This window comes from Aeromonas sp. OTU364 (genome assembly GCF_038440395.1).
Lineage (GTDB): Bacteria > Pseudomonadota > Gammaproteobacteria > Enterobacterales > Aeromonadaceae > Aeromonas.
Map to the genome: position 1 here is coordinate 512,657 of NZ_JASATR010000001.1, position 14,155 is coordinate 526,811.

A 14,155-nucleotide genomic window follows, 5' to 3' on the forward strand; every position below is an offset into this window, starting at 1 on the left:
CAGGTTTGTCCAATGAGTTATCCCCAGCTTCTGGGGATAACTCAGAAGGCGAAATAGTAGCAGACGCGTCGGCCCAGGTTGAAAAACGGCCGCTGCCCCTCATCCAGCTCCTCCTGCCTGAGGGTGGCTATGATGCTTCTCCCATCTTCCCGCAGATCCATCATGGCCACGGCTTCCGGGCGCTGTCCCCTGATATAGGGTTGCACCTTGGGTTTGAGGGGCATGCTGGGCTCTGTCGAGAGCACCAATGCCACCGTATCATCCTCCAGGCGTACCAGGGATCCGGGCGGATAGACCCCCAGCACCTTTATCAACAATCTGACCAGATCTTGATCGAATCTCTTCTGGGACAACTTGTAGAGCTGGCCGATGGCCTGACTCGGCCCCGCCGGGTGGAGGCCGCTGCGCGGGTGCAGCAGCTCGTCGTAATAGTCCACCAGGCCGATGAGGCGGGCGAGGGGAGGGATCCTGTCCCCCTGGATGCCGAGGGGAAAGCCGCTGCCGTCCAGCCGCTCGTGATGGAGGTGGGCAACTTCGCGGATCCTGGGTTCGAAGGCCTGCCACTGGTTGAGCATCTCCAGCCCGTACTGGGGATGCATGTTGAGAAAATTCTGCTCGGCGCGGCTGAGCTCTCCCCGCTTCTGGGTGATCTGGCTCGGGATCCTGAGCTCGCCGATATCGTGCAGCAGGCCGGCCAGCCCCGCCTCCTCGATCTCGATATGGCTCATGCCGAGCTCCCTTGCCATCAGCATGGCGATGAAGGCCACGCTCAGGCTGTGTTGCAGCAGGATGTCCGTGTGCTGGCTGCGGATGAGGTGCAGGCCCAGGGGCCCCTGGTGGTCGGCGAGGCGGGCGGCGACGGTGCGCACCATCTGGGCGGTATTGGCCAGTCCCTCGTCCGGCTTGAGATTGAGGGCGCCGAGGGCATCGCGAAGGTCTGATAGGGATTGGCCGAATGCCTTGTCGGCGGTGCGCAGGGAACGGCGAAAGGCCTTTTCGTCGAACGCGGGTTCGGTCGGTGGGGCGGAGGCATCTTGCGCAGCCCCGAGATCGGGCGAAGGTGCCGGCTCGGCCCGCAGCAGGGGCTCGACGGGGAGATCGCTCTTGTCGGGATCCACCATCAGCAGGGTGAGTTCGAGGTGGCGGATGATCTCGAGTTGCTGCTGGTCCTTGATCTTGAAGGCGTTGAACATGAAAGGGTGGCTGGTCCATCCCGTGGGGAGATGGATGTAGTGGCCGACTCTCAACTGCTCGATGGAGGCCTGGATCAGCGCCATAGACTCACTCTTCTGTCGAATTTGCCTATCAACAAGCTAGCAAAATTAAACAGATAGACAAACAAAAAAGCCCGCGCATGTGCGCGGGCTCTTGTCATCCTTGCCGGTTATCAGGCCTTGGATTTTTTCTTGCTGTCTACCTTGGCGTCGACTTTGGCCTCAACCTTGGTCGCTACCTGAGCTTCCTCGGTGAAGGGACGGCCGTAGTAGGTGTCCATCAGTATGGCTTTGAGCTCGGTGATCAGCGGGTAGCGCGGGTTGGCGCCGGTGCACTGGTCATCGAAGGCTTCCAGGGCCAGCTGGTCAACCTTGGCCAGGAAGTCGGTCTCGTTCACGCCGGCTTCACGGATGGAGGCCGGGATCCCCAGGGTCGCTTTCAGCTCGTCCAGCCAGGTCAGCAGCTTCTCGATCTTGGCCGCGGTGCGGTCACTGGCGGCAGTCAGACCCAGATGGTCGGCCACTTCGGCGTAGCGACGACGAGCCTGCGGACGGTCGTACTGGGAGAACGCGGTCTGCTTGGTCGGGTTGTCGTTCGCGTTGTAGCGGATGACGTTGCTGATCAGCAGGGCGTTGGCCAGGCCGTGGGGGATGTGGAACTCGGCACCCAGCTTGTGGGCCATGGAGTGGCACACACCCAGGAAGGCGTTGGCGAACGCGATACCGGCGATGGTAGCGGCGTTGTGCACCTTCTCGCGGGCAACCGGGTCGTTGGCACCGTTCTGGTAGCTGGAGGGCAGATACTCTTTGAGCAGTTTCAGGGCTTGCAGCGCCTGACCGTCGGAGTATTCGTTGGCCAGTACGGAGACATAGGCTTCCATGGCGTGGGTCACGGCATCGATACCGCCGAAGGCACACAGGGACTTGGGCATGCCCATGACCAGGTTGGCGTCGACGATGGCCATGTTCGGGGTCAGCTCGTAGTCGGCCAGCGGGTACTTCATGCCGGTGGCGTCGTCGGTCACGACCGCAAACGGGGTCACTTCAGAACCGGTACCGGAAGTGGTGGTGATGCAGACCAGTTCGGCCTTCACGCCCATTTTCGGGAACTTGTAGATACGCTTGCGGATGTCCATGAAGCGCATGGCCAGGTCTTCGAACGCGGTGTCCGGGTGCTCGTACATGACCCACATGATCTTGGCTGCATCCATGGGTGAACCACCGCCCAGGGCGACGATCACGTCCGGCTTGAAGGAGTTCGCCATCTCGGCGCCCTTGCGAACCACGGACAGGGTGGGGTCGGCTTCCACTTCGTAGAAGATTTCCACTTCCATGTTCAGCTTCTTGAGCAGACGAACCACTTCATCGGCATAACCGTTGTTGAACAGGAAACGGTCGGTGACCACCATGGCGCGCTTCTTGCCTTCCAGGTCGCCCAGGGCGATCGGCAGGGAACCACGACGGAAGTAGATGGATTTCGGAAGTTTGTGCCACAGCATATTTTCTGCCCGTTTTGCGACTGTCTTCTTGTTGATCAGGTGCTTGGGACCGACGTTCTCGGAGATGGAGTTACCACTCCAGGAGCCGCAACCCAGGGTCAGGGACGGGGCGAGAGCGAAGTTGTACAGGTCACCGATACCGCCCTGGGTGGAGGGGGTGTTGATCAGGATACGGGCAGTCTTCATCTTGTCGCCGAAGTACTTGATGCGGTCGGCGTTGCGATCCTGGTCGGTGTAGAGGCCGGAGGTGTGGCCGATACCACCGATGTTGACCATGTCGCAGGCCATTTCGACGGCTTCTTCGAAGTTCTTGGCGCGGAACATACCCAAGGTCGGGGAGAGCTTCTCGTGAGCGAACTCGTCCTCTGCACAGAGCTCCAGACCTTCACCGATGAGGATCTTGGTGGTGGCAGGCACTGTCACACCGGCCATGGCGGCGATCTTGGTGGCGGGCTGGCCCACGATGTCGGCGTTCAGGGCGCCGTTGATCAGCAGCACCTTACGCACCTTGTCGGCTTCGTCCTTGGAGAGGATGTAGCCGGCGTGAGTCGCGAAACGCTCCTTGACCTGGTTGTAGATGGAGTCGACCACGATGACGGCCTGCTCGGACGCACAGACCACGCCGTTGTCGAAGGTCTTGGACATCAGGATGGAGGCGACGGCACGCTTGATGTCGGCGGTTTCGTCGATAACGATGGGTACGTTACCGGCACCCACACCGATGGCGGGCTTGCCTGAGGAGTAGGCGGCCTTCACCATGCCCGGGCCACCGGTGGCCAGGATAAGGTTGATGTCGTTGTGCTTCATCAGGGCGTTGGAGAGCTCGACGGACGGTTGGTCGATCCAGCCGATGATGTTCTTCGGGGCACCGGCGGCGATGGCTGCATCCAGTACCAGCTTGGCAGCGGTATTGGTGGAGTTCTTGGCGCGGGGGTGCGGGGAGAAGATGATGGCGTTGCGGGTCTTCAGGGAGATGAGGGCCTTGAAGATAGCAGTGGAAGTCGGGTTGGTGGTCGGCACTATACCGCAGATGATGCCTACCGGCTCGGCGATGGTGATGGTGCCCATCTCGTCGTCCTGGCTCAGGATGCCGCAGGTCTTCTCGTCTTTGTAAGCGTTATAGATGTATTCGGAGGCGAAGTGGTTTTTGATGACCTTGTCTTCGATGATGCCCATGCCGGACTCAGCCACTGCCATCTGGGCCAGGGGAATACGGGCGTTGCTGGCGGCCAGGGCGGCGGCGCGGAAGACCTTGTCTACCTGCTCTTGCGAGAAGCTGGCGAATTCACGCTGGGCTTCTTTGACGCGGGCAACCAGTGCATCCAGTTCAGCCAAATTGGTTACTGCCATGTTTATCTCCTGATGATTTGAAAACTGTTTAGTAAGACCTTGGCAATGCCCGGCAATTATAGCCGCCCTGTCAAGGAGAGAATCACCATAACGGGGTATTTACATGCCTTACTAAATTGTTTTCTGGCTCGATTATAGAGCCGGGATGTGTCAGAAAAGATTGATCTGGATCATATGTAACAAAAGAACAAAAGAAATTTTGTTTCACCATCCCGGTCGGCCAGATGTTACGCATTTGTAGAGTAGAGCGCCGGGGGGATGAACACGAGGTGAACAGCCATTTTTGCGCCAGGTATCAAACCGTTGTCTCACATCCCCCCGCGGTTTCGCCGCTGGCAAGGAGGACGGTGAGGCCAGGCCTGGTGGCGGCCCTTGCAAGCCTCTCGCCCTGATAGAGGGGCCGGCGTTTCATTTCTGTTGGAAAAAATGGTGGTTGTTTTCATCCAGCGCCGGGCCTTTGCGCCGGACTTTAGGCGGTGTTCGGCAAATCCCATGGCGACGCCTGTGCGGGGGGCACGGCTTGCTGCATGGCCGCCCCGGGCAGATCGGGGTGAAGATAGGGTGCCAGCCTGGGGCGCGCTGTGGAGGTGAATAGGGGTTATCCCCTGGGGTCCTCCAGATCAATCCATGAAAATGACGCTTTCCTGAAGGGAAATAGGGTGATGACAGGGAGTTTCGACATAAAACGCCGCCACACTTTGCAAGCGTGTTAAATGGCCTCCATGACGGTTAACAACTCGATATGTTGATTTTTGTCGATTCATTAGAGGAACTAACTGAAAAGCCCCGGAAAGGGTGAGATTATTTGATTGGAGAAGGGAAATATCATGGTGTAAATTTACGCGCAGTTTGACGGGGATGGCCCTCAGTGGCCCGAATTGGTTCTGGATGGCGCTTATGGCAGCAATTGACTTCTCTTTATACCTGAAATTTTTCGTTGGCCTGTTTGCGATCATCAACCCGCTGGGTCTGTTGCCGGTCTTTGTGAGCCTGACGGGCCACATGCAGCCGGATGAGCGCAGGAAGACCAACACCACGGCCCATATTGCCGTGATGATCATCCTCATGGTCTCCATGTGCATGGGGCAGCTGATCCTCGACGGTTTCGGCATCTCGCTCGCATCGTTCCGCATTGCCGGCGGCTCGCTCATCACCCTGATCGCCTGGTCCATGTTGCAGGGCAAGCTGGGGGAGGTGAAGCACAACAAGCAGGAGAAGGGTGAACTGGCCGCACGCGAATCCATCGCCGTGGTGCCCCTGGCGCTGCCGCTGATGGCCGGCCCCGGGGCCATCTCATCCTCCATCGTCTATGCCAGCCAGAAGACCCTGCCCGAGCTGATGGGCATGTTCGTGGTGGTGATGGCCTTTGCCTACTGCTCCTGGCTCATCTTCCGTGCCGCCCCTCTGCTGTTCAAGCTGATGGGCAACACCGGCATCAACGTGGTGACCCGGATCATGGGTCTCATCATGATGTCCCTCGGTATCGAGATCATGGTGGCGGGGATCAAGGGAGTCTTTCCCGGATTGATGTGATTCAGGTCTGTTTTGTCGGAGCCGGTCCTCGTGACCGGCTTTTTATTGTTTCTTTTTTGTTAGTCATTTCCTAGAATCGAGCGGCTTTGTATAAAAAACGCCCATCTCACGATATTTAAATGCTGAATAAATGGTTTAAAGCTGTTTTTTTGACCGCCAAAGCCGCCCCCACCTGATGATATCTGTTGCATTATCAGAATTGTCAGGGAATTATGCGGGCAGCGGGATTTTTATCTCGTGAATGGACAAATGCATGGAATGTTCTTGTTGGAGTATGGAAATGACTCATAGAAAAACAATTATTAATACCCTTTTATTGACTGCACTCTTTGGTGGCGCCACCCTGGCCCAGGCCGCCGACGTCCCCGCCGGCACCAAGCTCGCCCCCGAGCAGACTCTGGTGAAAGGCAATGGCTCCGAGCCAGCCACCCTGGATCCGCACAAGACCGAAGGAACGGTTGAATCCAATATTCTGCGTGACCTGTTCGAGGGTCTCGTCACCTCAGGCCCCAAGGGTGAAACCCTGCCCGGCGTCGCCGAGTCCTGGGAAACCAAGGACAACAAACACTTCGTGTTCCACCTGCGCAAAGATGCCAAGTGGTCCAACGGGGATCCGGTCACCGCCCATGATTTCGTCTTCGCCTTCCAGCGCGCGGTGGATCCCAAGACGGCTTCTCCTTACTCCTGGTACATGGAGATCCCGACCATAGTCAACGCTACCGACATCATTGGTGGCAAGAAACCGGCCGACACCCTGGGGGTGAAAGCCAGCGACGACTACACCTTCGAAGTACAGCTGGAGAAGGCGGTGCCTTACTTCGTCAGCATGCTCTCCCACACCACCACCTACCCGGTGCCGAAGAAAGTGGTCGAGAAGTTTGGTGACAAGTGGACCCAGCCCGGCAGCATGGTTTCCAACGGCGCCTATGTGCTGAAGGATTGGGTGGTCAACGAGCGCGTCGACGTCGAGCGCAACCCCAGCTACTGGAACAACGCCAAGACAGTGATCGAGAAGGTCACCTACCTGCCCATCCAGTCCACCAACGCCGAGCTGAACCGCTACCTGGCCGGTGAAGTCGATCTCACCTACAACATGCCCATCGAGCGCTTCAAGCAGATGAAGAAGGAGCACCCGAACGAGGTGCAGGTGAGCGGTTATGTGGGCACCTACTACTACCAGTACAACTTCAAGCACAAGCCGTTTGACGACGTGCGGGTGCGTACCGCGCTCTCTTATGCCATCGATCGCAACGTGATCGCCGACAAGGTGATGGGCAAGGGCGAGACCCCGGGTTACACCCTGGTGCCTGACTTCGTGGATGGCTTCAAGCCGGTGGCCCCGGCCTGGTCCAAGCTGACCCAGGCCGAGCGTGACGCCAAGGCGAAAGAGCTGCTGACCGAGGCCGGTTACGGCCCGGGCAAGCCGCTCAAGTTCGAGCTGCTCTACAACACTGACGACAACCACAAGAAGGTGGCCGTGGCCGTCGCCTCCATGTGGAAGAAGCTGGGCGTGCAGGTGAGCCTGGTGAATCAGGAGTGGAAGACCTACCTGGAAACCAAGAAGCAGGGTAACTTCGACGTGGGTCGCGCCGGCTGGATTGCGGACTACAACGAAGCCTCCTCCATGCTGGATCTGATGCAGACCACCCACGGCAACAACGACGGCAAGTACTCCAACACCGCCTTTGACAAGCTGATGAGCGAGTCCCGCAATCAGGTGGATGCGGATGCGCGCAACAAGCTCTATGTCCAGGCCGAAGATATCCTGGCCAAGGACATGCCGATCGCCCCCATCTATCAGTACGTGACCTCCCGCATGGTCAAGCCCTATGTGGGCGGCTACCCGGCCAACCCGCTGGACAACCTCTACAGCAAAGACATGTACATCATTGCTCACTGAGTAAAGAAACAAGTCGCATAACAAGCAGGCCCGCCGGACGGCGGGCCTTTATTACAACCGCGACCCTTTGGAAGCAGTACAGGACAGGAAATGTCTATGTTGAAATTCATCCTTAAACGTCTACTGGAAGCGATCCCGACTCTGCTGGTCTTGATCACAGTCTCCTTCTTCATGATGCGTTTCGCGCCGGGTAACCCCTTTACCAGCGAACGCGCCCTGCCGCCGGAAGTGCTTGCCAACATCGAGGCCAAATATGGCCTGGACAAGCCCATCGGCGTGCAATACCTCACCTATCTGGGCAACCTGGTCCAGGGGGATCTGGGGCCCTCCTTCAAATACAAGGATTTCACCGTCAACGATCTGGTGAGCCAGGCGCTGCCGGTCTCCGCCAAGATTGGTTCGGTCGCCTTCCTGCTGGCGGTGACGCTGGGAGTCACGTTCGGCACCATTGCGGCCTTGAAACAGAACACCCTCATCGACTATCTGCTGATGTCGTCGGCCATGGCCGGGGTGGTGATACCCGGCTTCGTGCTGGCACCCTTGCTGGTGCTCTTCTTCAGTATCTACCTGGGCTGGTTCCCGGCGGGAGGCTGGCAGGGGGGCGGGGTGCAGTTCATGGTGCTGCCGGTGTTCGGCATGATGATGTACTACATCTCCGCCATCTCCCGCATCATGCGTGGCAGCATGATTGAGACCATGAACTCCAACTTCATCCGTACCGCCCGCGCCAAGGGGCTGCCGCTGCGCCATATCATCCTGCGACACGCGCTGCGTCCGGCCATGCTGCCGGTGGTCTCCTACCTGGGCCCGGCGTTCGTGGGCATCATCACCGGCTCCGTGGTCATCGAGACCATCTTCGGCCTGCCGGGGATTGGCCAGCTGTTCGTCAACGGTGCCCTCAACCGTGATTACTCCATGGTGCTCGGTCTGACCATACTGGTCGGCGCCCTCACCATCACCTTTAACGCCGTGGTCGATATTCTCTATGCCGTCATCGATCCCAAGATCCGTTACTAAGCCGGGAGTACATCATGGTAGTCACAACTGAAAAGCGCGAAGCCGTCGAGGCGTTCGCCCAGAAAGTGGAAGTGGTGGAAGGACGCTCCCTGTGGAAGGATGCCCGTCGCCGTTTCCTGCGCAACAAGGCGGCCCTGACCAGTCTCATCATCCTGACCATCATTGGTCTGGCGGTGATCGTCGGGCCGCATCTCTCCCAATACACCTTCGACGATCCGGACTGGGGAGCCATGCAGGCCGCCCCTGACATGGAGACGGGACACTGGTTCGGCACCGACAGCCTGGGGCGCGACTTGTTCGTGCGCACCCTGCTGGGTGGCCGCATCTCCCTCATGGTCGGTATCATGGGGGCCCTGGTGGCCGTCATCATCGGCACCCTGTACGGTGCCGCCTCCGGCTTCATCGGCGGTCGGGTCGACAGCCTGATGATGCGGGTGCTCGAGATCCTCAACGCCTTCCCCTTCATGTTCTTCGTGATCATGCTGGTGACCTTCTTCGGTCGCAACCTGGCCCTCATCTTCCTCGCCATAGGCGCGGTGAGCTGGCTCGACATGGCACGGATAGTGCGAGGCCAGACCCTGAGCCTCAAGAGCAAGGAGTTCATCGAGGCGGCCCACGTCTGCGGCGTCTCCAAGTGGAAGATCATCACCCGTCATATCGTGCCCAACGTGCTCGGGATAGTGGCGGTCTACGCGACCCTGCTGGTGCCTGGCATGATCATGTTCGAATCCTTCCTGAGCTTCCTGGGGCTGGGTGTGCAAGAGCCCATGACCAGCTGGGGTGCCCTGCTGGATGAAGGCTCCAAGTCGATGGAAGTGGCCATCTGGCAACTCCTGTTCCCCGCCGGTTTCATGGTGGTGACCCTGTTCTGCTTCAACTTCCTCGGGGATGGTCTGCGTGATGCCCTGGATCCAAAGGATCGCTGACACCAAGGGACAGGCAAGACGCCAAGGGGCCATAAGACCCGTCCAGAGAACGCACTGCGTTCACGGGATGGGCAGGCTGGCATCACGACAGCGCGATAAGGAGTGCTGATATGAAATTACTGGATGTGAAAGATCTGCGGGTCGAGTTCAAGACCCCGGACGGCAATGTGGTGGCGGTCAACGACCTCAACTTCTCCCTCTCTGCCGGCGAGACCCTGGGGATCGTCGGTGAGTCAGGATCAGGCAAGTCCCAGACGGCCTTTGCCATCATGGGGCTGCTCGCCAAGAACGGCATCATTACCGGCTCGGCCAAGTTTCAGGGGGACGAGATCCTGAATCTGCCTGAGCACAAGCTCAACAAGATCCGCTCCGAGAAGATCGCCATGATCTTCCAGGACCCCATGACCTCCCTGAACCCCTATATGAAGGTGAAGGATCAGCTGATGGAAGTGCTGATGCTGCACAAGGGAGTGAGCAAGGCGGCGGCGTTCGAGGAGTCGGTGCGCATGCTGGACGCGGTGAAGATCCCCGAGTCGCGCAAGCGAATGAACATGTACCCCCACGAGTTCTCCGGCGGCATGCGCCAGCGGGTGATGATCGCCATGGCGCTCCTGTGCCGGCCGCAACTGCTCATCGCCGATGAGCCGACCACGGCGCTGGACGTGACGGTGCAGGCCCAGATCATGACCCTGATGAACGAGCTCAAGCGGGAGTTCAACACCGCCATCGTCATGATCACCCACGATCTTGGCGTGGTGGCGGGCATCTGTGACAAGGTGCTGGTGATGTACGCCGGCCGCACCATGGAGTACGGCCGGGTCAACGACATCTTCTATCGCCCGAGCCACCCCTATACCGAAGGCTTGCTGCGCGCCATTCCCCGTCTCGATACCGAAGGGGAAGTGCTGCCCACCATACCGGGCAATCCGCCCAACCTGCTGCGTCTGCCCACCGGCTGCCCCTTCCAGGAGCGTTGCCACCGGGCACACGAGATTTGCGGCCAGCAATCTCCCGTCCTGACCCCCTTCGGCGACGGACGGACAAGGGCCTGCCATTGGGTATCGGATGCCATGATCAAGGGGGTGAACTGATGGGTACTGACAAGAAACTGCTGCTGGAAGTGTCCGACCTCAAGGTTCACTTCAGCATCAAGAGTGACAAGGCCTGGCCCTGGGCCAAGCCCTCCGCCCTGAAGGCGGTGGATGGCGTCACCCTGCGGCTCTACGAGGGGGAGACCCTGGGGGTGGTGGGGGAGTCCGGCTGTGGCAAGTCCACCTTCGCCCGGGCCCTGATAGGCCTGGTGCCGGCCACCGACGGCAAGGTGGTGTGGCTGGGCCAGGATCTGACCAAGCTGGAGCAGGGGGCGCTGCGGGAGAAGCGCAAGGAGATCCAGATGATCTTCCAGGACCCGCTGGCCTCCTTGAACCCGCGCATGACCATTGGCGACATCATCGCCGAGCCCCTGGTCACCTTCTATCCCAATCTCTCCAGGGAGCAGGTGAAGGAGAAGGTGCGGGCCATGATGACCAAGGTGGGGCTGTTGCCCAACCTGGTGAACCGCTACCCCCACGAGTTCTCCGGCGGCCAGTGCCAGCGCATCGGCATCGCCCGGGCGCTGATCCTGGAGCCCAAGATGATCATCTGCGACGAGCCTGTCTCGGCGCTGGATGTCTCCATCCAGGCCCAGGTGGTGAACCTGCTCAAGTCCCTGCAAAAGGAGATGGGGCTCTCCCTCATCTTCATCGCCCACGACCTGTCCGTGGTCAAACACATCTCGGATCGGGTGCTGGTGATGTATCTGGGCAACGCGGTGGAGCTTGGCACCCGTCAGGAGATCTTCGCCAATCCCCTGCATCCCTACACCAAGGCGCTGATGTCGGCCGTGCCCATTCCGGATCCGGATCTGGAACGCAACAAGGTGATCCAGATCCTGGAGGGGGACCTGCCGTCCCCCATGAACCCGCCGTCCGGCTGCGTGTTCCGTACCCGTTGCCCGGTGGCGGGCCCCGAGTGCGCCAAGACCCGCCCCATGCTGGAGGGGAACTTCGATCACGCCGTCTCCTGCCTCAAGGTGGATCCACTCTGAGGGCGTGAACGAGCATGCGGGGCACCCAGGTGGTGCCCCGTTTTATTTCCATTCGCGGTGAAGATGCCCCTTGGCGCCACCTTTGGAGGCTGTTACTATCCGCCGCACAAGGGGAGTAACTTCTCGCCGGTTTGTCGTCATTACGGTGCACCCATATCCTGCAGTGCACCCGGCAGCCGGGCAGTCGATGAACATTGGCTGTAAGTGAGACCTTGCCGAGAGGCAAGGTGTATCTGCTCCAAACGCAAACCCACGCCTCTCGGTCGTGGGTTTTGTCGTTTTGGGAGAAGTGAAAAATGGGTGAATGGTGGATGTGGACCGGTTTCTTCAGCATAGTGCTGGTCCTGTTGTGGATTGACATCCGCTTTGTCGGCGGCGGCAAGGCGCACAAGGTGTCCCTGAAAGAGGCGGGGATCTGGTCCCTCGTCTGGGTCAGCGTGGCCCTGCTGTTCAACCTGGCCATCTGGCTCTGGCTGGATCACAGTGCCGGGCGTGAGATCGCCAACGAGAAGGGGCTGGAGTTCCTCACCGGCTACCTCATCGAGAAGGCGCTGGCGGTGGACAACGTCTTCGTCTGGCTGATGCTGTTTGGCTACTTCGCCATTCCGGCCGAGCTGCAGCGCCGGGTGCTGCTGTACGGGGTGCTGGGCGCCATCGTCATGCGTGCCGGCATGGTGTTCGCGGGCAGCTGGCTCATCGAGCAGTTCCACTGGATCCTCTACCTGTTTGGCGCCTTCCTGCTGCTGACCGGGGTCAAGATGCTGTGGGCCGCCGACAAGGAGCCGGATCTCGCCAACAACCCGCTGCTGGGCTGGATGCGTCGCCGCTTCAAGGTGACCGAGACCCTGGAGGGGGAGAACTTCTTCGTCTGGCGTGACGGTGTGCGCTATGCCACCCCGCTGCTGCTCATCCTGGTGCTGGTGGAGGTGAGCGATCTCATCTTCGCGGTGGACAGCATCCCGGCCATCTTCGCGGTGACCACGGATCCCTTCATCGTGCTGACCTCCAACATCTTCGCCATCATGGGCCTGCGCGCCATGTACTTCCTGCTGGCCGGCGTCGCCGAGCGCTTCGCCCTGCTGAAATACGGTCTGGCGCTGATCCTGATGTTCATCGGGGTCAAGATGCTGCTGCTGGACATCTTCAAGATACCGACCGGCATCGCCTTGGGCGTGGTGGCCCTGATCCTGCTGGCCTCCATGGGGCTCAGCCTCTGGGTGACCCGCAAGAAGGTGACCGACCAGAAGACGGTGTAAGTACCCGCAAAAAAGGGCTCCCTCGGGAGCCCTTTTCATATCAGATCCGTGCTTAGCGCTTGATCTTCTTGGGGTTGGTGTAACCCCAGATGGTGTACATGTCCGCCAGCAGGGCGCCGTTGTACTCCTCCAGATCCGCCTGTTTCACCTCGGCCTCACCCTGACGGCCGAACAGCACCACCTCGTCACCGGGCTTCACCCCTTTGAGATCGGTCACGTCCACCATGATGGTGTTCATGGAGGTCTTGCCCACCACGGGCACCTTCTGGCCCTGGATCAGCACATAGGCCTTGTTGCTGAGCGCCCGGCGGTAGCCGTCGGAGTAACCGAGCGGCAGGTTGGCGAGCAGGGAGTCGCGCTTGAGGGTGAAGGTGCGGTCATAGCCGACTGTGTTGCCCGCCGGGTAGTGGTTCACCGAGGCGACCTGGGTCTTGAACGCCATCACCTTCTTGTATTCGGTGTAGGAGGGGATGGTGTCGCCGTAGATGATGCCGCCCGGGCGTACCATGTCAAAGTAGGCTTCCGGCACTTCCAGGGTGGCGAAGGAGTTGGCGGCGTGGATGGTGAGCTTGCTGCGATCCAGCTTGCCCGCCTCGATCAGCCACTGGTAGTCCAGCTTGAACTGGGCCAGCCCCAGCTTGACGTCCTCTTTCTCTTCCACCGGGAAGTGGGTCATGATGCCGACCGGGGTGATCCCCTGGAGCTTGACCATAGCCAGGGCATCTTCCTTGGCGTCCGCCTGGCGAAGATCGATGCCGTTGCGGCTCATGCCGGCGGAGTTCAGACCTATGTGCACCGGAATGTTGGTATGGTGGCGCTGGGCGATGTCGGCGATCCCCTTGGCGCTCTCCAGGCTGCCCACCAGCTCTTCCAGCTTGTAGGGCAGGGCCTGCTCCACTTCGGCCGGGGTAGCGGCACGGACCCGCATCAGACGGCCCTCGAAGCCCTTCTCGCGGGCCACCCGGGCCTCTTCATTGCTGGCGATGCCGATGCAGGGAATGCCCGCCTTGACCACGGAGGGGACCAGCAGATCGATGCCGTGACCGTAGGCGTCGGCCTTCATGATGGCGCAGATCTGCGGGCCCTTGTCGCCGAGACGATCCTTGAGGGTCTGGATGTTGTGCTCGAAGGCGGTCAAATCCACCTCCAGCCAGGCGTTGGCGGCGGTCTGCTCCTGACCGTTGCGGGTGTCACTGGCCAGGGGCAGATAGGGGGCGGCGACGGCCTGGCCGGCGAGCAACCCGAAGACCAGGGTCGCGAGCAGGGTTTTCTTGTGCATGGGATGATACCTTCTTATTGTTGAGGTTGGGGGCGTCCGGGTGTGGACGCGAGCGTTAGTCGCCTGGGAATTTATTCGTATGTGGATGATATTTA

General features: G+C 59.9%; 10 protein-coding genes. 7 read left to right on the top strand and 3 right to left on the bottom strand.

What is annotated here, in order from left to right:
* Positions 1-41: 41 nt before the first annotated feature.
* On the bottom strand, positions 42-1,277 hold the full coding sequence (locus AAHB08_RS02395; protein ID WP_342057992.1) for an HD-GYP domain-containing protein: 1,236 nt from the start codon (positions 1,275-1,277) through the stop codon (positions 42-44).
* 110 nt (positions 1,278-1,387) lie between these two features.
* Positions 1,388-4,063 (bottom strand): bifunctional acetaldehyde-CoA/alcohol dehydrogenase, encoded by a 2,676-nt coding sequence (gene adhE, locus AAHB08_RS02400; protein WP_319917840.1) that lies wholly within the window; start codon positions 4,061-4,063, stop codon positions 1,388-1,390.
* Between the two features lie 897 nt (positions 4,064-4,960).
* Between adhE and AAHB08_RS02405 the strand changes: the two genes are divergently transcribed.
* From AAHB08_RS02405 to AAHB08_RS02435, 7 genes are all read left to right on the top strand, one after another.
* Positions 4,961-5,596 (top strand): YchE family NAAT transporter, encoded by a 636-nt coding sequence (locus tag AAHB08_RS02405; protein WP_162519108.1) that lies wholly within the window; start codon positions 4,961-4,963, stop codon positions 5,594-5,596.
* Positions 5,597-5,876: 280 nt separating this feature from the next.
* The gene (locus AAHB08_RS02410) at positions 5,877-7,496 is read left to right on the top strand and encodes an ABC transporter substrate-binding protein (RefSeq protein ID WP_342057993.1); all 1,620 of its coding nucleotides are present in this window, start codon (positions 5,877-5,879) and stop codon (positions 7,494-7,496) included.
* A 96-nt stretch (positions 7,497-7,592) separates the two neighbouring features.
* Entirely contained in the window at positions 7,593-8,513 is a 921-nt protein-coding gene (gene oppB, locus AAHB08_RS02415) for an oligopeptide ABC transporter permease OppB (RefSeq protein WP_041205427.1), read from the top strand.
* Between the two features lie 14 nt (positions 8,514-8,527).
* Complete coding sequence (gene oppC / locus AAHB08_RS02420; protein WP_139434113.1) at positions 8,528-9,439, top strand: oligopeptide ABC transporter permease OppC; 912 nt, start codon at positions 8,528-8,530, stop codon at positions 9,437-9,439.
* 110 nt (positions 9,440-9,549) lie between these two features.
* Entirely contained in the window at positions 9,550-10,530 is a 981-nt protein-coding gene (gene oppD, locus AAHB08_RS02425) for an ABC transporter ATP-binding protein (protein WP_043129280.1), read from the top strand.
* Positions 10,530-11,525 carry a murein tripeptide/oligopeptide ABC transporter ATP binding protein OppF gene (oppF, locus tag AAHB08_RS02430; protein WP_139434112.1) on the top strand — a complete coding sequence of 332 codons (996 nt, stop codon included), beginning with the start codon at positions 10,530-10,532 and terminating at the stop codon, positions 11,523-11,525. The genes oppD and oppF overlap by 1 nt, the downstream gene beginning before the upstream one ends.
* Positions 11,526-11,821: 296 nt before the next feature.
* On the top strand, positions 11,822-12,781 hold the full coding sequence (locus tag AAHB08_RS02435; RefSeq protein ID WP_106887185.1) for a TerC family protein: 960 nt from the start codon (positions 11,822-11,824) through the stop codon (positions 12,779-12,781).
* Between the two features lie 52 nt (positions 12,782-12,833).
* On the opposite strand, the gene alr is transcribed toward AAHB08_RS02435, so the two are convergent.
* On the bottom strand, positions 12,834-14,060 hold the full coding sequence (gene alr, locus AAHB08_RS02440) for an alanine racemase (RefSeq protein ID WP_202045151.1): 1,227 nt from the start codon (positions 14,058-14,060) through the stop codon (positions 12,834-12,836).
* Positions 14,061-14,155 lie beyond the last annotated feature (95 nt).

What these genes read in the sequence shown, in the direction of transcription:
- AAHB08_RS02395 (WP_342057992.1), bottom strand. Translation starts at nt 1,277, where the DNA reads ATGGCGCTGATCCAGGCCTCCATCGAGCAGTTGAGAGTCGGCCACTAC.
- adhE (WP_319917840.1), bottom strand. Translation starts at nt 4,063, where the DNA reads ATGGCAGTAACCAATTTGGCTGAACTGGATGCACTGGTTGCCCGCGTC.
- AAHB08_RS02405 (WP_162519108.1), top strand. Translation starts at nt 4,961, where the DNA reads ATGGCAGCAATTGACTTCTCTTTATACCTGAAATTTTTCGTTGGCCTG.
- AAHB08_RS02410 (WP_342057993.1), top strand. Translation starts at nt 5,877, where the DNA reads ATGACTCATAGAAAAACAATTATTAATACCCTTTTATTGACTGCACTC.
- oppB (WP_041205427.1), top strand. Translation starts at nt 7,593, where the DNA reads ATGTTGAAATTCATCCTTAAACGTCTACTGGAAGCGATCCCGACTCTG.
- oppC (WP_139434113.1), top strand. Translation starts at nt 8,528, where the DNA reads ATGGTAGTCACAACTGAAAAGCGCGAAGCCGTCGAGGCGTTCGCCCAG.
- oppD (WP_043129280.1), top strand. Translation starts at nt 9,550, where the DNA reads ATGAAATTACTGGATGTGAAAGATCTGCGGGTCGAGTTCAAGACCCCG.
- oppF (WP_139434112.1), top strand. Translation starts at nt 10,530, where the DNA reads ATGGGTACTGACAAGAAACTGCTGCTGGAAGTGTCCGACCTCAAGGTT.
- AAHB08_RS02435 (WP_106887185.1), top strand. Translation starts at nt 11,822, where the DNA reads ATGGGTGAATGGTGGATGTGGACCGGTTTCTTCAGCATAGTGCTGGTC.
- alr (WP_202045151.1), bottom strand. Translation starts at nt 14,060, where the DNA reads ATGCACAAGAAAACCCTGCTCGCGACCCTGGTCTTCGGGTTGCTCGCC.